Below are 20,495 nucleotides of genomic sequence, written 5' to 3' on the forward strand. Positions count from 1 at the left end.
GCGGGGGTGTTGCACAAAAAAACCACAGGAAGCCGCCCCCCCCCACCCCCCCCCCCCCCCCCCCCCCCCCCCCCCCCCCCCCCCCCCCCCCCCCCCCCCCCCCCGGGCCCCTTGTCGAAGCGCGACCGCTTACTGGTTCTGGTTCTCGCCCCGGTAGTACTCGAAGACCCAGCCCCACAGACCGATCAGGATCAGCGGAGCGGAGAAGTACAGCAGCCACCAGCCGAGCGCGATGCTCAGGAAGGCGAACGCACCGCCGATCGCCAGGGAGAGCGGCTGCCAGCTGTGCGGCGAGAAGAAGCCGACCTCACCGGCCTCGTCCGCGACGTCGGCCTCCTTGTCGTCCTGGGCCATGGCGTCCACTCGCCGGGCCGTGAAGGCCAGGTAGTAGCCGATCATGATCGCCAGACCGAAGGCCAGGAACAGCGCCGTCGTACCGGCCGGCTCCTTCGACCACACGCCATAGAGGATCGCCATGGCGAGGATGAAGATGCTCAGCCAGATGAACATCTTGCCCTGGATCTTCACTTGCCGACCTCCTTGCCACCGAACAGCGCGGTGTCCTTCTGCCCGTGGTTCTCGAGCTGGCCGACAGCGGCGATCTCAGGGTGATGCAGGTCGAACGCCGGGGATTCCGAACGGATGCGCGGCAGCGTGAGGAAGTTGTGCCGCGGCGGCGGGCAGGAGGTCGCCCACTCCAGCGAACGGCCGTAGCCCCACGGGTCGTCGACCTCGATCTTCTTGCCGTACTTGGCGGTCTTCCAGACGTTGTAGAAGAACGGCAGGATCGACATGCCCAGCAGGAACGAGGCGATCGTGGAGATCGTGTTCAGCAGGGTGAAGCCGTCGGCGGCGAGGTAGTCCGCGTAACGACGCGGCATGCCCTCGGCACCGAGCCAGTGCTGCACCAGGAACGTGCCGTGGAAGCCGATGAACAGCGTCCAGAACGTGATCTTGCCGAGCCGCTCGTCCAGCATCTTGCCCGTGAACTTCGGCCACCAGAAGTGGAATCCGGCGAACATCGCGAAGACCACGGTGCCGAAGACGACGTAGTGGAAGTGCGCGACGACGAAGTACGAGTCGGAGACGTGGAAGTCCATCGGGGGCGAGGCCAGGATGACACCGGTCAGACCACCGAAGGTGAAGGTGACCAGGAAGCCGATCGTCCAGAGCATCGGTGTCTCGAAGGACAACGACCCCTTCCACATGGTGCCGATCCAGTTGAAGAACTTCACACCGGTCGGTACCGCGATCAGGAAGGTCATGAAGGAGAAGAACGGCAGCAGCACACCGCCGGTGACGTACATGTGGTGCGCCCACACCGTCACGGACAGACCGGCGATCGCGATGGTCGCGGCCACCAGGCCGATGTAACCGAACATCGGCTTACGGCTGAAGACCGGGATGATCTCCGAGACGATGCCGAAGAACGGCAGGGCGATGATGTACACCTCTGGGTGACCGAAGAACCAGAAGAGGTGCTGCCACAGCAGCGATCCGCCGTTGGCCGGATCGAAGATGTGGGCGCCGAACTTGCGGTCGGCCTCCAGCGCGAAGAGCGCGGCGGCGAGGACCGGGAAGGCGAGCAGGACCAGCACACCGGTCAGCAGCACGTTCCAGGTGAAGATCGGCATGCGGAACATCGTCATGCCCGGAGCGCGCATGCAGATGATCGTGGTGATGAAGTTGACCGAGCCGAGGATCGTGCCGAAGCCGGAGAAGGCCAGACCCATGATCCACATGTCGGCGCCGACACCCGGCGAGCGGACCGCGTCCGACAGCGGCGTGTAGGCGAACCACCCGAAGTCGGCCGCACCCTGCGGGGTGAGGAAGCCGGCCACCGCGATGATCGAGCCGAAGAGGTACAGCCAGTACGCGAACATGTTCAGCCGCGGGAACGCCACGTCGGGCGCGCCGATCTGCAGCGGCATGATCCAGTTGGCGAATCCGGCGAACAGCGGCGTCGCGAACATCAGCAGCATGATCGTGCCGTGCATCGTGAACGCCTGGTTGAACTGCTCGTTCGACATGATCTGCGTACCCGGACGGGCCAGCTCGGCGCGCATGAAGAGCGCCAGCAGACCGCCGATGCAGAAGAAGACGAACGACGTGACCAGGTAAAGCGTGCCGATCGTCTTGTGGTCGGTGGTGGTCAACCACTTCACGACCACACCGCCGGGGTGGCGGCGCCGAACGGGCAGCTCGTTCTCGTACGGCTCACGCGAGCCGTCGGCTGCCTCGGCGGCACCCTGAGGTTCGTTGAGGATGCTCACAGTTGGTTGCTCTCCGAGTTCCTGGCCGAGTCGGTGATCTGCATGCCCGCCGGGATGTAACCCGTCTGCCCCTTCTCGGCCAGCTCCTTCAGGTGCTGCTGGTAGCGCTCCGGGGAGACGACCTTGACGTTGAAGAGCATCCGGGAGTGGTCGACGCCGCAGAGCTCGGCGCACTTGCCCTTGAAGGTGCCCTCCTCCGTGGCGGTCACTTCGAAGACGTTCACGTTGTGACCGGGGAAGACGTCCTGCTTGAACAGGAAGGGGACGACCCAGAACGAGTGGATGACGTCACGGGAGGTCAGGATGAACCGGACCTTCTCACCCTTCGGCAGCCACAGGGTCGGGCCGGGGTTGCCGTTCTGCGGATTCCGCGTGCCCGGGATGCCGTAGTCGTAGACACCCTCGGCCCCCTGGGGGAACTCCTTTTGGTACTTGTCAGGAACGACGGCGAGTTCCTTGGCGGGCGTGGCGCCCGTGTCGGCCTTGCCGTCGACGTTCTCGATGTAGTTGAAGCCCCAGCTCCACTGGTAGCCGACCACGCTGATGGTGTGGGCGGGCTTGTTGGAGAGAGCCAGGAGCTTCGACTCGTCACGCGCGGTGAAGTAGAAGAGCACCGAGACGATGATGAGCGGGGTCACCGTGTACAGCGCCTCGATGGGCATGTTGTACCGGGTCTGCGGAGGAACCTCGACCTTGGTGCGGCTACGCCGGTGGAAGATGACGCTCCACAGGATCAGGCCCCAGACCAGCACGCCCGTGGCGAGCGCAGCCGCCCACGAGCCCTGCCAGAGGGAGAGGATCCGCGGGGCCTCCTCCGTCACCGGGGTGGGCATACCAAGGCGGGGGAAGTCCTCCCAGTTGTACGAGCAACCGGAGGCGGTAGCCAGGATCAGGCCCGCAGTCAGCACCTGCGGCAGCTTCCGCCGCATCGGGCGCCGCGACGAGCGGTCGGAGCCGTTGGGACTCACGTAGCGCCTTCCCGAGAGTCTCGCCCGCGCGGTCGGCTGCGGCCGTCACGCTGGTCGGTCGCCGGCCCTGACGCGGGCAGGGGTTTGGATGTTTATGCGGACCAAACCCTACTGGACGCTATTTGGGGTCGCGCGGGGAGGGTGCCCAACGCGCCGCAGGGCACCCCGAAGGGGTGTTCAGGGCCGATTTTCCGAGGGTCCTGCTCGGACTTCGGCGCGGGGTGCGCTCCGCTTCGGTGCGGGGGTGCGCTCCGCTTCGGTGCGGGGGTGTGCTGCGCTGCGGTGCGGGGGTGTGCTCCGCTGCGGCGGTGGCCCGGCGCCGGGAGGCGTCCCGCTCCGGGGGCGCGGTGCGGCGCCGGGAGGCGTCCGGCCCCGGGGCGCGGTGCGGCGCCCGGAGGCGTCCGGCTCCGGGGCGCGGTGCGGCCGGATTCGGTTCGGGGTGCGGCCCTGGCGGCCTTCGGCCGGGGGTCTGCTTCGGTTCGGGGGGCGGCCCGGACTCGGGGCGGTTTCGGTCGGGGCGGCCTGCTTCGGTTGGGGTGCGGCTGGGACTCGGGGGCTCGGATGCGGGGGTGGGCCGGGCAGCCCAGGGTCGTTTCCGTCGCGGCCGGGGCCCGGGGTGGGGCCCACCGGAGTTAGCGTGGCTGCGTGCCCTATTTCGATTCCGCTTCCGCCGCCCCCCTCCACCCGGTTGCCCGGCAGGCCCTGCAGGCCGCGCTGGACGAGGGGTGGGCCGATCCCGCCCGGCTCTACCGGGAGGGGCGGCGCGCCCGGCTGCTGCTGGACGCGGCGCGGGAGGCGGCCGCCGAGGCGGTGGGGTGCCGTCCCGACGAGCTCGTGTTCACTCCTTCGGGGACGCGCGCGGTTCACTCGGGGGTTGCCGGGGCGCTCGCCGGGCGCCGCCGGGTGGGGCGGCATCTGGTCGTGTCGGCGGTGGAGCACTCGTCCGTGCTGCACGCGGCGGCCGCACACGAGGCGGACGGCGGGGCGGTGACCGAGGTGCCGGTGGACCGGGCCGGGCGGGTCGCACCGGACGCGTACGCCGCCGTGTTGCGGGACGACACCGCGCTCGCCTGCCTCCAGTCAGCCAACCACGAGGTGGGCACCGAGCAGCCCGTGGCCGACGTGGCCGCGGCGTGCCGGGAGGTGGGCGTGCCGCTCCTGGTGGACGCCGCCCAGTCACTGGCGTGGGGCCCCGTGCAGGGCGATTGGTCCGTGCTCACGGCAAGTGCCCATAAATGGGGCGGCCCTGCGGGGGTCGGATTGCTCGTTGTTCGCAAGGGTGTGCGGTTCGCCCCCCAAGGACCGGCGGACGAACGCGAGTCGGGCCGGTCGGCCGGGTTCGAGAACATCCCGGCGGTCGTGGCGGCGGCGGCCTCCCTGCGGGCGGTCCGCGCGGAGGCTACGGCGGAGGCCGGGCGGCTGCGGGAGCTGGTCGAGCGGATCCGGACGCGGGTGCCGGAGGCGGTGCCCGATGTGGAGGTGGTCGGCGATCCCGTCCGGCGGCTTCCCCACCTGGTGACGTTCTCGTGTCTCTATGTCGATGGGGAGGCGCTGCTGCACGAGCTGGACCGGGCGGGTTTCTCCGTTTCCTCCGGTTCGTCGTGCACGAGTTCGACGCTGACGCCCAGCCATGTCCTGCGCGCCATGGGCGTGCTGTCGGAGGGCAATGTCCGGGTGTCGCTGCCGTTCGGTACGGCGGAGGCGGACGTGGAGCGGTTTCTGGAGGTGCTGCCGGGCACGGTGGCGGGAATCCGGGAGCGGTTCGGGGCGCCGGCGGCCGGGCCCGTGACCGGGGACGGGGAGTCGCTGGTGGTGGACGCGCTCGGCAGGCGGTGCCCGATCCCGGTGATCGAGCTGGCCAAGGTGTTCGGCGACGTTCCGGTCGGCGGCACCGTCACGGTCCTCTCCGACGACGAGGCGGCCCGCCTGGACATCCCCGCCTGGTGCGGGATGCGCGGCCAGGAGTACGTCGGTGAACGCCCGGCGGACCACGGCACGGCGTACGTGGTCCGCCGGACGTCCTAGGGACGGCGGGGCCGTTACGGCAGGTGCGCCTGGACCTCGGCCGCCGCCTCATGGCCGTACGCCTTGGTGAAGCGGTCCATGAAGTGGGTGCGGCGCAGGGTGTACTCCTGGGTGCCGAGCGTCTCGATGACGAGGGTGGCCAGCATGCAGCCGACCTGGGCGGCGCGCTCCAGGCCGACGCCCCAGGACAGGCCGGACATGAAGCCGGCGCGGAAGGCGTCGCCGACACCGGTCGGGTCGACCTTGGCCTCCTCCTCCGGGCAGCCGACCTCGATGACGGGTCCGCCGACGCTCTCGATGCGGACACCCCGCGAGCCGAGGGTGGTGACGCGGTGGCCGACCTTGGCGAGGATCTCCTCGTCGGTCCAGCCGGTCTTGGACTCGATGAGCCCCTTCTCGTACTCGTTGGAGAAGAGGTACGTCGCCCCTTCGAGGAGCGTGCGGATCTCGTCGCCGTCCATCCGGGCGATCTGCTGCGAGAAGTCGGCGGCGAACGGGATGTTCCGCGCGCGGCACTCCTCCGTGTGGCGGAGCATCGCCTCGGGGTCGTCCGCGCCGATCGACACCAGGTCGAGCCCGCCGACCCGGTCGGCGACGGCCTTCAGCTCGATCAGGCGGGCCTCGCTCATCGCGCCGGTGTAGAAGGAGCCGATCTGGTTGTGGTCGGCGTCGGTGGTGCAGACGAAGCGCGCGGTGTGCAGGACCTCGGAGATCCGGACGGACCCGGTGTCCACGCCGTGCCGGTCGAGCCAGGCACGGTACTCGTCGAAGTCGGAGCCCGCCGCACCGACCAGGACGGGGCGCGTGCCGAGCTGCCCCATGCCGAAGCAGATGTTGGCCGCCACCCCTCCCCTGCGTACGTCGAGGTTGTCGACCAGGAAGGAGAGGGAGACCGTGTGCAGCTGATCGGCGACCAGTTGGTCGGCGAATCGGCCGGGGAAGGTCATGAGGTGGTCGGTGGCGATGGAGCCGGTGACTGCGATACGCACGGCTGGGTGCTCCTGCGGGAAGGTGGAGTTGACAGTTCACGCTACCGGGTCGGCGGCACCCCCCACATGCGGAAACTACCCGATAGTAGGTCTTTTTCGGTCGGCTCTCACGTGCGTACGGTGCGTTCATGTCGAAGTTGAGCGTTCCGCGTGAGCAGCACGAGTCCGATGTGAGCCTGGCAGAGCTGCGCGGGGACAGCGCGCGCATGGTTCCGCACTGGGTGGATCCGGCGGAGGCCGCGCCCGTTCCGGCCCCCGTGTCACCGTCCCTGATCCATGGCGTGGTCGTCCCGCCGGCGTCCGCCCGGCTGATCGACGCCGCGCCGGAGTACGGCGCCTGAGGGAACCGAGTGCTCCTCGGCTCCGTCCCACGGGTGTCTCCCGTAAAGGGGCCACGGCGTACGAAGGAGCATTGCGGTGAGCAGTACGGAGCCGGAGCCGGCCACGGAGCCGACACAGGAGAGCCCTCGCCGGGGGCGTTCGCCGCTCGCCGTCGCCTCGGTGGCGGCGGCGGTGCTGCTCGCCGGGGGCGGCGGTGCCTACTTCGCCACGGTGGCGTCGGACGGTGACGACCGGCGTGGTGGCGTTCCCGCGGCGGGCGCCGCGCAGCCGCCGCCGCTCGCCCTCGACGGCCACACCGAGAGCGGCGCGGGGCCGGGCGGGTCACCGGGCGGCGGCCCGGGCATCGCGCCCGGTGAGCCGGACCCGGACGGGGTGGTCTACCGGGCCGCGGGCGCGCTGCCGAAGGGGCCGGACTCGGCACACCTGTACCGGCCGTCGGGCACCGTCGGGGCCGACGAGGTGGCCAGGCTGGCCAAGGCGCTGGGCGTCGACGGCACGCCCAAGGCCGCCGGCACGGCCTGGAAGGTGGGACCGGACAAGGACGGTTCGGGCGCGACGCTGCAGGTGGAGCGGCAGGCCCCGGGCGTCTGGACGTTCGGGACGGCCCCGGTCGGCGACAACTGCCTCAAGGGCAAGGAGTGCCCCACCGGCGGGCAGTCCCCGGGCGGGAAGCCCCAGGGAGGACAGCCCCAGGGTGGCGCGCGGCCGGTGAGCGAGGAAGCCGCGAAGAAGGCGGCGGCCCCGGTGCTGAAGGCGCTGGGCCAGCAGGACGCCGAGCTGGACGCCACCCAGGTGATGGGCGCGGTACGGGTGGTGAACGCGGACCCGGTCGTGGGCGGGCTGCCGACGTACGGCTGGTCCACCGGCATCCAGGTGGCCGCGGACGGCACGCTCAGCGGCGGCAGCGGCCGGCTGAAGGCACCGGTGGAGAGCCATGAGTACCCGGTGATCGGCGCGGCCGAGGCGCTGAAGCTGCTGAACGCCGGGGCCGGTGACGGCCGGGTGGGCATCGGCGGTGGCGGCAGCGGCGGGAACATCGGCGGGTGCGCCACGCCCGCGCCGCTGGAGGACTCGGGAACCAAGCCGGTCGCCCCGTGCGGGCCGAAGCAGGGCCCGGCGGCCAAGGAGACGGTGACCATCTCCAAGGCGGTCTTCGGGCTGGCGGCGCACTACACGGCGGGCCGCCCGGCGCTCGTACCGTCCTGGCTGTTCGAGGTGGCGCCCAAGGGCGACGCGCGGCCGTTCACGATCACCTATCCGGCGGTGGCGCCCAAGCATCTGGTGCCCGCGCCGCCCCTGCCGGCGCCGCGCCCGGAGCCGTCCGGCACGCCGGGGACGCCGGGGACCGGGAAGGCGCCGCGGCAGGTCGAGTCGTACAGCCCGGACGGGAAGATCCTGACCGCGCGCTTCTGGGGCGGGGTGTGCAGCAAGTACACCGTCGAGGCCGAGGAGAGCGGCACGCAGGTGAAGCTGAAGGTGGTCGAGACGCCGATCGAGCCCGGCCGGGTGTGCATCCTGATCGCCAAGGAACTGACCGGCACGGTGACGCTGGACCAGCCGGTGGGCGACCGGCAGGTCGTGGACGCGGCGAGCGGTGAGCGGGTGCCGCGGAGGTAGTCCTTCGGGTGCGGCACACGGCGGAGCCCGGCGACACGCGGCGGAGCCCTGCGACACACAACGGCACACGGCAAAAGGCGGCGGCCCCGGGGATGGTCCGGGGCCGCCGCCTTGCGTTTCCAGCTCCAGCTTTAGCTGAAGGAGTCGCCGCAGGCGCAGGAGCCGGTGGCGTTGGGGTTGTCGATGGTGAAGCCCTGCTTCTCGATCGTGTCGACGAAGTCGATGGAGGCGCCGCCCAGGTAGGGGGCGCTCATGCGGTCGGTCACGACCTTGACGCCGTTGAAGTCCTTGACGACGTCGCCGTCGAGCGAACGCTCGTCGAAGAAGAGCTGGTAACGCAGGCCGGAGCAGCCACCGGGCTGAACGGCGACGCGCAGTGCCAGGTCGTCGCGGCCTTCCTGGTCGAGCAGGGCCTTGACCTTGGCCGCGGCGGCGTCCGACAGAAGGATGCCGTCGCTGACAGTGGTCTTCTCGTCCGATACGGACATCTGCTTCTCTCCCGGGTTGTACGGAGACTGCTTGCCGACCGGTTGCAACCGGCGGGGCCGCGGATTCATTCCGGGCACAGCGCTTGTCTTTCCCTTTCATGCTCGCACATCGGGCCCCGGGCAAGCACCGACCTGTGGAGGGGGGGATGTGTCACATCGACACTATGGCCATCGTCAAAGTGACGTGAAGCGGTTATGATAGATAACGTCATTTAGACGAAAAGGCTCTCCGCAGAAGTTCTCCGCAGAAAAGAAAGGGTGCGTGACGTGACCACCGCCCAGCCCCTGGACGTCCAGCCGTCGCCCCTCGCCCTGCTGCTGCTCGGCCGCGAGGCCGACCCGAAGAGCGAGCGGGGAGTCGACTGCCCCGGCGACCTCCCCTCGCCCTCGGACCCCGACCTGGTCGAGCGTGCCCGCGCGGCCAAGGAGAAGCTCGGGAACAAGGTCTTCGTCCTGGGGCACCACTACCAGCGTGACGAGGTCATCCAGTTCGCGGACGTCACCGGCGACTCCTTCAAGCTCGCCCGGGACGCGGCGGCGCGGCCGGAGGCCGAGTACATCGTCTTCTGCGGCGTGCACTTCATGGCCGAGTCGGCGGACATCCTGACCCGTGAGGAGCAGAAGGTCGTGCTGCCGGACCTGGCGGCCGGGTGCTCCATGGCCGACATGGCCACGGCCGAGCAGGTCGCGGAGTGCTGGGACGTACTGACGGAGGCGGGCGTCGCGGACGTGACGGTCCCGGTCTCGTACATGAACTCCTCCGCCGACATCAAGGCCTTCACCGGCAAGCACGGGGGCACCATCTGTACGTCCTCCAACGCCAAGCGGGCGCTGGACTGGGCGTTCGAGCAGGGCGAGAAGGTGCTCTTCCTGCCGGACCAGCACCTGGGGCGGAACACCGCCGTGCGGGACATGGGCATGTCCCTGGACGACTGCGTGCTGTACAACCCGCACAAGCCGAACGGCGGCCTGACCGCGGAGGAGCTGCGCGGCGCCAAGATGATCCTGTGGCGTGGCCACTGCTCGGTGCACGGGCGCTTCTCACTGGACTCCGTCAACGACGTGCGGGAGCGCATCCCGGGCGTGAACGTGCTGGTGCACCCCGAGTGCAAGCACGAGGTCGTGGCGGCGGCGGACTACGTCGGCTCGACCGAGTACATCATCAAGACCCTGGAGGCGGCCCCGGCCGGCTCGAAGTGGGCGATCGGTACGGAGCTGAACCTGGTCCAGCGTCTGGCGAACCGTTTCGCCGGGGAAGGCAAGGAGATCGTCTTCCTCGACAAGACGGTCTGCTTCTGCTCGACCATGAACCGCATCGACCTGCCGCACCTGGTGTGGGCGCTGGAGTCGCTGGCCGAGGGCAACCTGGTCAACCAGATCCAGGTCGACCGCGAGACGGAGAGCTTCGCGAAGCTGGCGCTGGAGCGGATGCTGGCACTGCCGTAGCGCTTGCGCTGCCGTAGCGCTTGCGCCGCGTATGTACGCCCGAGGGGCGCCCCGCCGGTTGCGGGGCGCCCCTCGGGCGTTCGGTGGGTGCGGGCGGGCTGAGGCGGTGGGTGCGGGCGTGGCCCCTCCGGGCTCGCCTTGAGGGCGGCGGCCTCGGGCCCGGACACGGGAGCCGTATCGGCGCCGCCGGCCTCTGCGTGGGGTGCCCCTGCACGGCCCCGCCCCGGCCGTACGCCGGGTGCGGGGTCGTGCCTGGCCGGGCGCGCGGGCGTTACGCGTTGGCCGGGGCCGGGGACTTCTCCTCGGCGGGTGCCGACTTCGCCGCGCGCTTGGCCTCACGCTTGGCGCGGCGCCGCTCCTTGCGGAGCTCCACCATCGCGTACAGCGTCGGGACCAGGAGCAGGGTGAGCAGCGTGGACGTCACCAGGCCGCCGATCACCACGACCGCGAGCGGCTGGGCGATGAAGCCGCCCTCGCCCGTGATGCCCAGGGCCATGGGGAGGAGGGCGAAGATCGTCGCCAGGGCCGTCATCAGGATCGGGCGGAGGCGGTGACGGCCGCCCTCGATGACCGATTCGATGACCCCGAGGCCCTGTGCCCGGTACTGGTTGATCAGGTCGATCAGCACGATCGCGTTGGTGACCACGATGCCGATCAGCATCAGCATGCCGATCATCGCCGGGACGCCCATGGCTGTTCCCGTGGCCACCAGCAGGCCGATGGCTCCCGTGGCCGCGAAGGGGATGGAGACCAGCAGGATCAGCGGCTGGACCAGCGAGCGGAAGGTCGCCACCAGGAGCATGAAGACGATCGCGATCGCCGCCAGCATCGCCAGGCCCAGGTTGGCGAACGCCTCGTCCTGGTCCTCGGAGACGCCGCCGATGGACGCGGTGGCGCCGTCGGGCAGATCGAGTGCGCTGATCTTCGACTGGAGCGCGCTGCTGACCGCGCCCGTGTTGTCCCCGGTCGGCTTCGCCGTGATGGTCGCCGCGCGCGAGCCGTCGATGCGGGTCATCGAGACCGGGCCGGGGACCAGCTTCACCTCGGCGATGTCGCCGAGCTTCACGGGGCCGAGCGGGAGCGCCTTGAGGTCCGACAGCGTCCTGGCGGGCGTGGCGGAGGTGATCACGACGTCGCGCTCGGTGTCGTTCAGGACCGCCTTGCCGGCCGGGGTGCCGCGTACGGACTGGGCGACGGCCATGCCGAGGGCGGCGTCGGTGAACCCGGCCTCCGCGGCCTTCGCGGTCGCCCGGACCGAGACGCGGGGGACGGACTGCGAGAGGTCGCTCTGGACGTCGGTGACGTCCTTGAGACCGGCGACCTCGGCGCGTACCTGCTCGGAGGCCTGCTTGAGGATGTTCGCGTCGGCCGCCTTCACCACGACGCTCAGGTCCTGGTTGCCGAAGCCGTCGCCCGCCGCGATGGTCGTGTCGCCGATGCCGTCGAGCTTGCCGAGCTCGGCGTCGATGCGGTCACGGGCCTTCTCGTACGAGGCGGAGTCCGTGAGCGTGACCTGGTACGAGGCCTGGTTGGCGCCCGTACCGCCGCCGAAGGCCGCCATGAAGCCGGACGAGCCGACGGTGACCTGGTAGTCCTTCACCTCGTCGACCGAGGCGAGGGCCTTCTCGACCTTCTTCGCCGCGGCGTCCGCGGCCTCCAGGCTGGTGCCGGCCGGCAGCTCCTGCTTGATGGAGAGGACTTCCTGCTCGCCCTGGTCGAAGAAGTTCGTCTTCAGCAGCGGCGCCATGCCGAAGGTGCCGACGAGGACGACGATCGCGAGGGCCACGCTGGTGAGGCGGCGGCGGGTGGCGAAGCGCAGGACGGGGACGTACATGCGCTGGAGGACGCTGCGGGACTCCTTCGCCTCCGCCTCGCGGCGGGCCTCGTCGGGGTCCGCCGACGTCCCCTTGGGGGCGCGGAGGAACCAGTAGGAGAGGACGGGGACGACGGTCAGCGAGACGAGGAGGGAGGCCAGGAGCGCTGCCGTGACGGTGAGGCTGAACGAGCCGAACAGCTCGCCCACCATGCCGCCCACCAGGCCGATGGGGAGGAAGACCGCCACGGTGGTGAGGGTGGAGGAGGTGACCGCGCCGGCCACCTCGCGCACCGCCGTGAGGATCGCCGCCTGGCGCTCCTCGCCGTAGCCGAGGTGCCGCTTGATGTTCTCCAGGACCACGATCGAGTCGTCGACGACCCGGCCGATCGCGATGGTCAGCGCGCCCAGGGTGAGCATGTTGAGCGACAGGTCGCGGGTCCACAGGACGATCAGGGCGAGGACCACGGAGAGCGGGATGGAGACCGCGGTGACCAGGGTCGAGCGGAGGGACGCCAGGAAGACCAGGATGACGATCACGGCGAAGAGCAGACCGAGCGCGCCCTCGGTGGTCAGGCCGGAGATCGACTTGGACACCGCCGGGCCCTGGTCGGAGACGACCGTCAGCTCGGCGCCGGACCCGAGGTCCTCGCGCAGGTCCGGGAGCTTGTTCCGGACCGCTTCCGAGATGGCGACGGCGCTGCCGTCGTTGTCCATGGTGGCCATGACGGCGAGGCTGGGCTTGCCGTTCGTTCGGGTGAGGGAGACCCTGCGGGACTCCTCCTGCTTCACGGTGGCGATGTCGCCGAGGCGTACCGCATCGCCCTTCTCGGGCTTGATCGTCAGGTCCTGGATCTGCCGCAGCGAGGTGAAGCCGCCGCCGACCTGCACCGTGCGGCTCTTGCCCGCCTCGGAGAAGGAGCCGGCCGGGACGGTCGCGCCGCCCGCCTTCAGCGCCTCGGACAGGGTCATGGGGTTGAGTCCCGCCGCGGCGAGCTTCCGGTCGTCCGGCGTGACGGAGACCTGGAGGTCCTGAACGCCGTCGATCGACACCTGGCCGACGCCGTCGATGTCCTCCAGGGCCGGGACGACGGTCCGCTCGAGCTGGTCGGCGAGCGCCTGCTGGTCCTTGCCCGAGGTGACGGCGAGGACGACGGTCGGGATGTCGTCGGTCGAGCCGGCGACGACCTGCGGGTCGACGTCCTCGGGCAGCTGCGCGCGGGCGCGGTTGACGGCCTGCTGGACGTCGGCGACGAGCTGCTTGGTGCCCTCGTCGCCGTAGTCGAAGGTGGCCATGATGAGGGCGTTGCCCTCGCTGGCCGTGGAGGTGACGCCCTTGATGCCGTCGACCGCCTTGATGGTGCTCTCGAGCGGTTCGACGACCTGCTTCTCGACCACATCGGGGGAAGCGCCCTGGTACGGGGCGAGGACCGACACCATCGGCAGTTCGATGGAGGGCAGCAGCTGTTGCTTGAGCTGCGGGATGGCGATCGCCCCGAAGACGATCGCCACGATCGACATCAGCCCTATCAGGGCCCGTTGCGCGAGGCTGAATCTGGACAGCCAGGACATGGGGTCTCTCTTCTGTGGCGGATCGGCAGGTCTTCATACGATCAGCCACCGAGGAGGGGGATCCGTCGCCCCCAGGTCCCGTTTACTTATCCCCCGCATACACCGAACGGAGTACTCGGGCGTGCGCGCTCACTCCACCCTGGGACGTACCAACCCCGACTCGTAGGCCGTGACCACGAGCTGCGCCCGGTCGCGGGCGCCGAGCTTCGCCATGGCCCGGTTGACATGGGTCTTGACGGTCAGCGGACTGACCTCCAGCCGCTCGGCGATCCGGTCGTTGGAGTGTCCGCCCGCGACGAGGACGAGGACCTCCCGTTCGCGCACGGTGAGGGCGGCGAGCCGCTCCGAGTAACCCTCCCCGTCCGGGCGGGCGGCGTCCGAGCTGCCGCCCTGAGCGAGGAACTTGGCGATCAGCCCCTTGGTGGCGACCGGCGACAGCAGCGCCTCGCCGGCGGCGGCGATCCGGATGGCGTTCAGCAGTTCGTCCGGTTCCGCGCCCTTGCCGAGGAAGCCGGACGCCCCGGCGCGCAACGACTGCACCACGTACTCGTCCACCTCGAAGGTGGTCAGCATGACGACGCGTACACCGGCCAGGTCGGGGTCCGCGCTGATCAGGCGGGTGGCGGCGAGGCCGTCCGTACCGGGCATGCGGATGTCCATCAGCACGACGTCGGCCCGCCGCGAACGCGCGAGGGCGACGGCCTCGGCACCGTCGGCCGCCTCTCCCACGACCTCCATGTCCGGCTCGGAGTCGACGAGCACCTTGAACGCGCTGCGCAGCAGCGCCTGGTCGTCGGCGAGCAGCACCCTGATGGTCATGTGGCCTCCCCTGTACGTGCCGTGAGGGGAAGTATCGCCTGGACGCGGAAGCCCCCTCCGTAGCGGGGGCCCGCGGTGAGGGCGCCGCCGAGTGCGGTGACGCGCTCACGCATGCCGATGAGACCGTGGCCGCCGCTGTCGTCGGTCTTCTCGGTGGGTACGCCGTTGTCGAGGACCGTCACCTCGACGGTCCGGCCCACCCGGACGACGCTCACCTCGGCCTTGGCGTCCGGGCCCGCGTGCTTGCGCACGTTGGTCAGCGCCTCCTGGATGATCCGGTACGCGGCCAGGTCGACGGCCGCCGGGAGTGGGGTGCCCTGGTCGGTGCGGGCCAGCTCCACCGGGAGGCCGGCGTGGCGGAAGGTGTCGAGCAGCTCGTCGAGGACGGCGAGGCCCGGGGCCGGTTCGGTGGGCGCCTCGGGGTCGCCGGACTGGCGGAGCAGACCGACGGTGGCGCGCAGCTCGTTGAGGGCGGAGCGGCTGGCCTCGCGGACGTGCGCGAGGGCCTCCTTGGCCTGGTCGGGGCGCTTGTCCATGACGTGGGCGGCGACGCCGGCCTGGACGTTGACCAGCGCGATGTGGTGGGCGACGACGTCGTGCAGGTCCCGGGCGATGCGCAGCCGCTCCTCGGCGACCCGGCGGCGCGCCTCCTCCTCGCGGGTGCGCTCGGCGCGTTCGGCGCGCTCGCGAATGGCGTCGACGAAGGCACGGCGGCTGCGGACGGCGTCCCCGGCTGCGGCGGCCATGCCGGTCCACGCGAAGACGCCCAGGTTCTCCTGGCTGTACCAGGGTGCGGAGCCGCACAGCATCGCGGCGCCCGTCAGCACCGTCATCGTCAGCAGGCCGACCCGCCAGGTGGTGGGGCGGTCGGTGCGCGAGGCGACGGTGTACAGCGCGACGACGGCGCTCATGGCGACCGGGGCGGGGGGATCCTCGGCGACGTGCTCCAGGAGCGTGACGGAGCCGGTGACCAGCAGGACGCCCAGCGGATTGCGGCGCCGAGGGACCAGGGCGGCGGCCCCGATCAGCATGAGCAGCACGCTGCTCGCACCGGGGGTCCGCCCCCCGAAGTCGGGCCCGCCGTGCGGCCCGCCGTGCCGGTCGACGAACGAACCGGCGACCATGCACACGAGCACGCCGAGGGCCAGGACGCCGTCGAACGCGAGGGGATGCTCCCGCATCCAGCCCCGCCCGCGCGCGAGCCGTTCTCCGAGGTTGGTCACGGAGGAAAACGGTACGGCCTGCCCAACCACCCACCGGCTCGCACCGGGGATCCGACCCGGGGTGGGGCCGTGCCGGGCCCCCCGCAGGGGTTGGCTGCGACGGGCGGGCTTCCTCTCCCGGCGCCCGGGGCCGCCGGCCCCGAGAAGGTGAGTTCGGAGGGGCCCGCCCCACCACCACCGGGCAGGCACCGCACCGCGTAGGGGGCAAGCCCACCAGGGTGGCACCCGGCGGACAAAAACCCGGAGGCCCGGGCCGGAGCGCGAGGGTCCCGGCGCCGGGCACGAGGGTGTTGGAGTGGGCGGTCCGCCCACCGGGGGTGTCAGCCGGGGATGAGGCCGTCGTCGGAGAGCATGGCGCGGACCTCTTCGAGCGTCGCGTCCGGTGCCGGAAGGATCAGTTCGGAGGGTTCGAGCGCGTCGTCCGGCAGCGGCTCGCCCAGCTGGCGCACCGTGTCCAGCAGGGCGTGGAGCGTGCGGCGGAAGCCTTCGCCGTCGCCGCCCTCCATTTCCGCGAGCAGTTCGTCGTCCAGCTTGTTGAGCTCGGCGAAGTGGCTGTCGGCCAGCCTCACCTGGCCCTCCCCCATGATCCTGACGATCATGACGCGTCGTCCTTAGCTCTTGTCGAACCGGGTCTGGGACTGCGACTGCGACTGCTGCTGGGCCTGGTCCTGCGGGGTGCCCGCGCCGCCCTCCAGGGCCTGCTGCGAGGTGGTGCCCCCGGCCAGCTCGGCCTTCATCCGCTGGAGCTCCAGCTCGACGTCCGTGCCGCCCGACAGGCGGTCCAGCTCGGCCTGGATGTCGTCCTTCTGGAGGCCCGACTGGTCGTCCAGCGCCCCGGACGCCAGCAGCTCGTCGATCGCGCCGGCCCTCGCCTGGAGCTGCGCGGTCTTGTCCTCGGCGCGCTGGATGGCGACGCCGACGTCGCTCATCTCCTCCGAGATGCCCGAGAACGACTCGGCGATGCGGGTCTGTGCCTGGGCGGCGGTGTAGGTGGCCTTGATCGTCTCCTTCTTCGTACGGAAGGCGTCGACCTTGGCCTGGAGGCGCTGCGCGGCGAGCGTCAGCTTCTCCTCCTCGCCTTGGAGGGTCTGGTGCTGCGTCTCCAGGTCCGTGACCTGCTGCTGGAGCGCGGCCCGGCGGGAGAGCGCCTCGCGCGCCAGGTCCTCCCGGCCGAGTGCGAGCGCCTTGCGGCCCTGGTCCTCCAGCTTCGCGGACTGGCTCTGGAGCTGGTTCAGCTGCAGTTCCAGGCGCTTGCGCGAGGTGGCCACGTCGGCGACGCCGCGGCGCACCTTCTGGAGCAGCTCCAGCTGCTTCTGGTACGAGTAATCAAGGGTCTCGCGCGGATCCTCGGCCCGGTCAAGGGCCTTGTTTGCCTTCGCGCGGAAGATCATCCCCATACGCTTCATGACACCGCTCATGGGCTTCGCGCGCCCCCTTCTGACGGACTTCGGCTCCAGCACTCCAACAGAACCCACAGTACGGGCCCCACATCCATTACCGCACTGTTCGGGCGCGGATGCGCTCATCCCCAAGGACGACTGCGGCCGCCTCCGGTCCGGCGCAAGGAGTAGGGATCCCTCTACGGGGACGCGGGCCGTTGCCGGATCGTTCCCCGCGGGGGTGGGGTCCCCGCGGCGTACCCCGTACCCTTGGGCTTTGTGTTCCGTAGCCGTTCGAAGGAAGAGAAGGCCCCCACCGACAAGGTGACGGCGGACCTCTCCAAGCAGCCCCGCGACCCCCAGGCCCCCAAGGGCCGCCCGACCCCGAAGCGGAGTGAGGCCCAGACCCAGCGTCGCCGTGCCCAGACCGTGCCGACCGACCGCAAGGAGGCCATGCGCCGCCAGCGCGAGGCGCGCCGTGCGGACCTGGCCAGGCAGCGCCAGGCGCTCGCCAGTGGTGACGAGCGTTATCTGCCGGCCCGCGACCAGGGTCCGGTCCGCCGTTACGTCCGCGACTTCGTGGACTCGCGCTTCTGCGTCGCCGAGTTCTTCCTGCCGCTGGCGGTCGTGATCCTGATCCTGTCCAGCCTGCCCAACACGCAGCTCAAGAACATCGCCCTGCTGCTGTGGCTCGCGGTGATCGCCCTGATCATCGTGGACTCGATCGGCATCTGGCTCCGGCTCAAGAAGCAGCTCAACACCCGCTTCCCGGACGAGCCGAAGCGCGGCGCCGTGGCGTACGGCCTGATGCGTACGCTCCAGCTGCGCCGACTGCGGCTGCCCAAGCCGCAGGTCAAGCGTGGAGAGCGGCCCTGAGCACTTTGGTCTCCGGTTTCGGAGGCGCATCGGGGAACTGGCTGGACGGGCTCGGCGGACTGCGCAACACGGTCCGTCAAGAGCTCGTCGCACGCCAGCTGGACGAGCAGATAGCCGCCCGCTACCCGGTGGGACAGCGGCTGCGGATCCTCGACGTCGGCATGGGCCAGGGCACTCAGGCTCTGCGGCTGGCCCGGGCCGGGCACACCATCACGGGCCTGGAGTCCGACCCCGAGATGCTCAGAGCGGCCCGTGAGGCGCTGGCGTCCGAGCCGGCCGGCATCCGGGAGCGGGTCCGGCTGATCGAGGGGGACGGCCGGGAGACCGGTGTGCACTTCCTGCCCGGCAGCTTCGACGTGGTGCTGTGCCACGGCGTGCTGATGTACGTCGAGGAGCCGGACGCCATGCTGGCGGGGCTCGCCCGGATGCTCGCGCCGGGCGGTCTGCTGTCCCTGCTGGTGCGGAACGCGGACGCGCTGGCCATGCGGCCCGGCCTGGCCGGGGACTGGTCGGGGACGCTGGCGGCGTTCGAGTCCGACACGTACGTCAACAGGCTGGGACTGCCGGTGCGGGCCGACCGGCTGGAGACCCTGACCGCGACGCTGGCGGGGATCGCCGCGCCGCTGCAGGCCTGGTACGGGGTGCGGGTCTTCACCGACCTGGTACCGAACGAGGAGGGGCTGCCCGCGGCCGAGGAGCTGGAGCGGCTCCTGGCGGCGGAGGACCGGGCGGGGCGCACGGAGCCCTACCGCCGGGTCGCGGCACTGCTGCACCTGTGCGGCGTACGGGGCTGACGGCGGGGGCCGTCGGCGGGGTCAGGTGATCGGGGGGTTCTCGCGTCTTCCTCCGACGTGAGCGACGTGAGCATGACGGAAACGGACAACACGCCCAAGCTGCCCGCCCGCGAGACCTGGCGGGCCCTGTACCGGCACTTCCGGCCGCACCGCTGGACCGTCGCGTTCGGCACCCTCCTGGCCCTGATCGGTGCGGGCACCGGGATACTCCAGCCCCTCGCGGCCAAGGAACTGGTGGAGCGCCTCGGCCAGGACCAGCCCGTCGGCCAGGTGCTTCTGGCGCTCACCGCGCTGGTGGTGCTCGGGACCGCGATCGAGTCGGTCGGCGCGTACGTCCTGGAGCGGACCGCCGAGTCCGTGGTGCTCGCCGCCCGCCGCACCCTGATCGGCCGGCTGCTGCGGCTGCGGCTGCCGGAGGTGGAGCGGACCCAGCCGGGCGACCTGATGTCGCGGATCACCTCCGACACGACCCTGCTGCGCGCGGTGACGACCGACTCGATCGTGTCGGCCGTGACGGGCGGTCTCGCGTTCCTCGCCACGCTCGTGATGATGGCCGTGATGGACGTCGTCCTCCTCGGGGTGACGCTGGGCGTGATCGTGCTGATCGGTGGCGCCATGGCGCTGGTGATGCCGCAGATCTCCCGGGCGACCCGGCGCTCCCAGGAGGCGGTCGCGGAGATATCGACCCGGCTGGAGCGGGTGTTCGGCGCGTTCCGCACGGTGAAGGCGTCGGGCGCGGAGGAGCGCGAGGCGGCGGTCGTGGAGGCCGCGGCCGAGGAGGCGTGGCGGCAGGGGCTGAGGTCGGCGAAGTGGCAGGCGGTGTCCGGGTCGTCGGTGGGGCTGGCCGTCCAGGTGTCGTTCCTGGCGGTGCTGGGCATCGGCGGGGCGCGGGTGGCGTCGGGCGCGATCTCGGTGGCGGACCTGGTCGCCTTCCTGCTCTACCTCTTCTACCTGACCGAGCCGATCTCCAAGCTGGTGTCGGCGGCGACCGAGTACCAGGTCGGTTCGGCGGCCGTGGCCCGCATCGAGGAGGCCGAACGGCTGGCGGCGGAGAGCCCCGGCCCGTCCGGCGCCGCCCGGGGCGGCCCGCCCGCGACCGTCACCTTCGAGGACGTCACCTTCCGCTACCGGGACGACCTTCCGTACGTCCACCACGGCGTCTCCTTCGAGGTGCCGGGCGCCGGCATGACGGCGTTCGTGGGACCGTCGGGCGCGGGCAAGACGACGGTGTTCGGTCTGGTCGAGCGGTTCTACGAGGCGACCGGCGGCCGGGTCCTGGTGGACGGCAGGGACGTACGGGACTGGCCTCTGGCCGAACTGCGCGCGGCCATCGGCTACGTGGAGCAGGACGCCCCGGTACTGGCCGGGACGCTGCGCGAGAACCTGTGCTTCGCCGCGCCGGGGGCGACGGAGGAGGAGCTCCGCGAGGTGCTGGTGCGGGCACGGCTGGACGCGCTGGTGGACCGGCTGCCGGACGGGCTGGAAACCCTGGTCGGGCACCGCGGCTCCAAGCTGTCGGGCGGTGAGCGGCAGCGGGTGGCCATCGCGCGGGCGCTGCTGCGCAAGCCCCGGTTGCTGCTGCTCGACGAGGCGACCTCGCAGCTCGACGCCGTCAACGAGCTGGCGCTGCGGGACGTGGTGGCGGAGGTCGCCCGGGAGGTGACGGTCCTGGTGGTGGCGCACCGGCTGTCGACCGTGACGCTCGCGGACCGGATCGTCGTCATGGAGGCGGGGCGGGTACGGGCGGTGGGCACCCATGCGGAGCTGGTGGCGGCCGATCCCCTGTACGGGGAGCTGGCGGCGACCCAGTTCCTCACGGCCACCGCGGGGTGACCCCCTGATCGGGTGCGCAGCGGGCGCCGCACGAGCAG

The 20,495-nt window shown here is 71.0% G+C and carries 17 protein-coding genes; 7 read left to right on the forward strand and 10 right to left on the reverse strand.

From position 1 onward, the window contains the following. Positions 1-129: 129 nt before the first annotated feature. Genes ACZ6C1_RS17380 through ctaC form a run of 3 tightly spaced genes read right to left on the reverse strand, consistent with a single transcriptional unit; the run spans position 130 to position 3,241 of the window. Complete coding sequence (locus tag ACZ6C1_RS17380; protein ID WP_469241828.1) at positions 130-528, reverse strand: cytochrome c oxidase subunit 4; 399 nt, start codon at positions 526-528, stop codon at positions 130-132. After that, entirely contained in the window at positions 525-2,273 is a 1,749-nt protein-coding gene (ctaD, locus tag ACZ6C1_RS17385; protein ID WP_469241830.1) for an aa3-type cytochrome oxidase subunit I, read from the reverse strand. Before ctaD ends, ACZ6C1_RS17380 begins: the two co-directional genes overlap by 4 nt. Then, positions 2,270-3,241 (reverse strand): aa3-type cytochrome oxidase subunit II, encoded by a 972-nt coding sequence (gene ctaC, locus ACZ6C1_RS17390; protein ID WP_469241832.1) that lies wholly within the window; start codon positions 3,239-3,241, stop codon positions 2,270-2,272. Before ctaC ends, ctaD begins: the two co-directional genes overlap by 4 nt. 645 nt (positions 3,242-3,886) lie before the next feature. Here ctaC and ACZ6C1_RS17395 point away from each other — a divergent pair. Continuing rightward, positions 3,887-5,266 carry an aminotransferase class V-fold PLP-dependent enzyme gene (locus ACZ6C1_RS17395; RefSeq protein WP_469241834.1) on the forward strand — a complete coding sequence of 460 codons (1,380 nt, stop codon included), beginning with the start codon at positions 3,887-3,889 and terminating at the stop codon, positions 5,264-5,266. A gap of 14 nt (positions 5,267-5,280) precedes the next feature. Here the strand turns inward: ACZ6C1_RS17395 and ACZ6C1_RS17400 are convergent, their stop codons facing one another. Then, positions 5,281-6,255 (reverse strand): carbohydrate kinase family protein, encoded by a 975-nt coding sequence (locus tag ACZ6C1_RS17400; protein ID WP_469241836.1) that lies wholly within the window; start codon positions 6,253-6,255, stop codon positions 5,281-5,283. Positions 6,256-6,383: 128 nt separating this feature from the next. Between ACZ6C1_RS17400 and ACZ6C1_RS17405 the strand changes: the two genes are divergently transcribed. Both ACZ6C1_RS17405 and ACZ6C1_RS17410 read left to right on the forward strand, forming a co-directional pair. Beyond that, positions 6,384-6,596, forward strand: a complete 213-nt coding sequence (locus tag ACZ6C1_RS17405; protein ID WP_469241838.1) for a hypothetical protein — start codon at positions 6,384-6,386, stop codon at positions 6,594-6,596. A 76-nt stretch (positions 6,597-6,672) separates the two neighbouring features. Then, entirely contained in the window at positions 6,673-8,214 is a 1,542-nt protein-coding gene (locus ACZ6C1_RS17410) for a hypothetical protein (RefSeq protein ID WP_469241840.1), read from the forward strand. 131 nt (positions 8,215-8,345) lie between these two features. Here the strand turns inward: ACZ6C1_RS17410 and erpA are convergent, their stop codons facing one another. Beyond that, on the reverse strand, positions 8,346-8,702 hold the full coding sequence (gene erpA, locus ACZ6C1_RS17415; RefSeq protein WP_064071056.1) for an iron-sulfur cluster insertion protein ErpA: 357 nt from the start codon (positions 8,700-8,702) through the stop codon (positions 8,346-8,348). Positions 8,703-8,960: 258 nt separating this feature from the next. On the opposite strand from erpA, the gene nadA reads away from it, so the two are divergent. After that, on the forward strand, positions 8,961-10,148 hold the full coding sequence (gene nadA / locus ACZ6C1_RS17420) for a quinolinate synthase NadA (protein ID WP_469241842.1): 1,188 nt from the start codon (positions 8,961-8,963) through the stop codon (positions 10,146-10,148). A 271-nt stretch (positions 10,149-10,419) separates the two neighbouring features. On the opposite strand, the gene ACZ6C1_RS17425 is transcribed toward nadA, so the two are convergent. From ACZ6C1_RS17425 to ACZ6C1_RS17445, 5 genes are all read right to left on the reverse strand, one after another. Next, positions 10,420-13,533, reverse strand: coding sequence for an efflux RND transporter permease subunit (locus ACZ6C1_RS17425; protein ID WP_469241844.1), 3,114 nt, complete (start codon positions 13,531-13,533; stop codon positions 10,420-10,422). A 129-nt stretch (positions 13,534-13,662) separates the two neighbouring features. After that, positions 13,663-14,352: a response regulator gene (locus tag ACZ6C1_RS17430; RefSeq protein ID WP_469241846.1), complete on the reverse strand. Its 690-nt coding sequence runs from the start codon at positions 14,350-14,352 to the stop codon at positions 13,663-13,665. Then, a complete protein-coding gene (locus tag ACZ6C1_RS17435; RefSeq protein ID WP_469241936.1) occupies positions 14,349-15,533 on the reverse strand; it encodes a sensor histidine kinase in 1,185 nt (394 codons plus the stop codon). The genes ACZ6C1_RS17430 and ACZ6C1_RS17435 overlap by 4 nt, the downstream gene beginning before the upstream one ends. A 362-nt stretch (positions 15,534-15,895) precedes the next feature. Next, positions 15,896-16,174, reverse strand: a complete 279-nt coding sequence (gene pspAA, locus ACZ6C1_RS17440) for a PspA-associated protein PspAA (protein WP_469241848.1) — start codon at positions 16,172-16,174, stop codon at positions 15,896-15,898. 12 nt (positions 16,175-16,186) lie between these two features. Then, a complete protein-coding gene (locus ACZ6C1_RS17445; RefSeq protein WP_469241850.1) occupies positions 16,187-16,993 on the reverse strand; it encodes a PspA/IM30 family protein in 807 nt (268 codons plus the stop codon). Positions 16,994-17,233: 240 nt separating this feature from the next. Between ACZ6C1_RS17445 and ACZ6C1_RS17450 the strand changes: the two genes are divergently transcribed. The 3 genes from ACZ6C1_RS17450 (at position 17,234) to ACZ6C1_RS17460 (ending at position 20,457) form a co-directional block, all read left to right on the forward strand. Further along, positions 17,234-17,830: a DUF3043 domain-containing protein gene (locus ACZ6C1_RS17450; RefSeq protein WP_469241852.1), complete on the forward strand. Its 597-nt coding sequence runs from the start codon at positions 17,234-17,236 to the stop codon at positions 17,828-17,830. Next, positions 17,827-18,624: a class I SAM-dependent methyltransferase gene (locus ACZ6C1_RS17455; RefSeq protein WP_469241938.1), complete on the forward strand. Its 798-nt coding sequence runs from the start codon at positions 17,827-17,829 to the stop codon at positions 18,622-18,624. Before ACZ6C1_RS17450 ends, ACZ6C1_RS17455 begins: the two co-directional genes overlap by 4 nt. A gap of 72 nt (positions 18,625-18,696) precedes the next feature. After that, on the forward strand, positions 18,697-20,457 hold the full coding sequence (locus ACZ6C1_RS17460; RefSeq protein ID WP_469241854.1) for an ABC transporter ATP-binding protein: 1,761 nt from the start codon (positions 18,697-18,699) through the stop codon (positions 20,455-20,457). Positions 20,458-20,495: the final 38 nt, after the last annotated feature.

Source organism: Streptomyces sp. NPDC041796, assembly GCF_055590785.1.

Bases quoted from the DNA above. Each gene is read 5' to 3' on its own strand.
- pspAA (WP_469241848.1), bottom strand. From the start codon at position 16,174: ATGATCGTCAGGATCATGGGGGAGGGCCAGGTGAGGCTGGCCGACAGC.
- ACZ6C1_RS17405 (WP_469241838.1), top strand. From the start codon at position 6,384: ATGTCGAAGTTGAGCGTTCCGCGTGAGCAGCACGAGTCCGATGTGAGC.
- ACZ6C1_RS17430 (WP_469241846.1), bottom strand. From the start codon at position 14,352: ATGACCATCAGGGTGCTGCTCGCCGACGACCAGGCGCTGCTGCGCAGC.
- ACZ6C1_RS17460 (WP_469241854.1), top strand. From the start codon at position 18,697: ATGACGGAAACGGACAACACGCCCAAGCTGCCCGCCCGCGAGACCTGG.
- ACZ6C1_RS17435 (WP_469241936.1), bottom strand. From the start codon at position 15,533: ATGCGGGAGCATCCCCTCGCGTTCGACGGCGTCCTGGCCCTCGGCGTG.
- erpA (WP_064071056.1), bottom strand. From the start codon at position 8,702: ATGTCCGTATCGGACGAGAAGACCACTGTCAGCGACGGCATCCTTCTG.
- ACZ6C1_RS17445 (WP_469241850.1), bottom strand. From the start codon at position 16,993: ATGAGCGGTGTCATGAAGCGTATGGGGATGATCTTCCGCGCGAAGGCA.
- ACZ6C1_RS17425 (WP_469241844.1), bottom strand. From the start codon at position 13,533: ATGTCCTGGCTGTCCAGATTCAGCCTCGCGCAACGGGCCCTGATAGGG.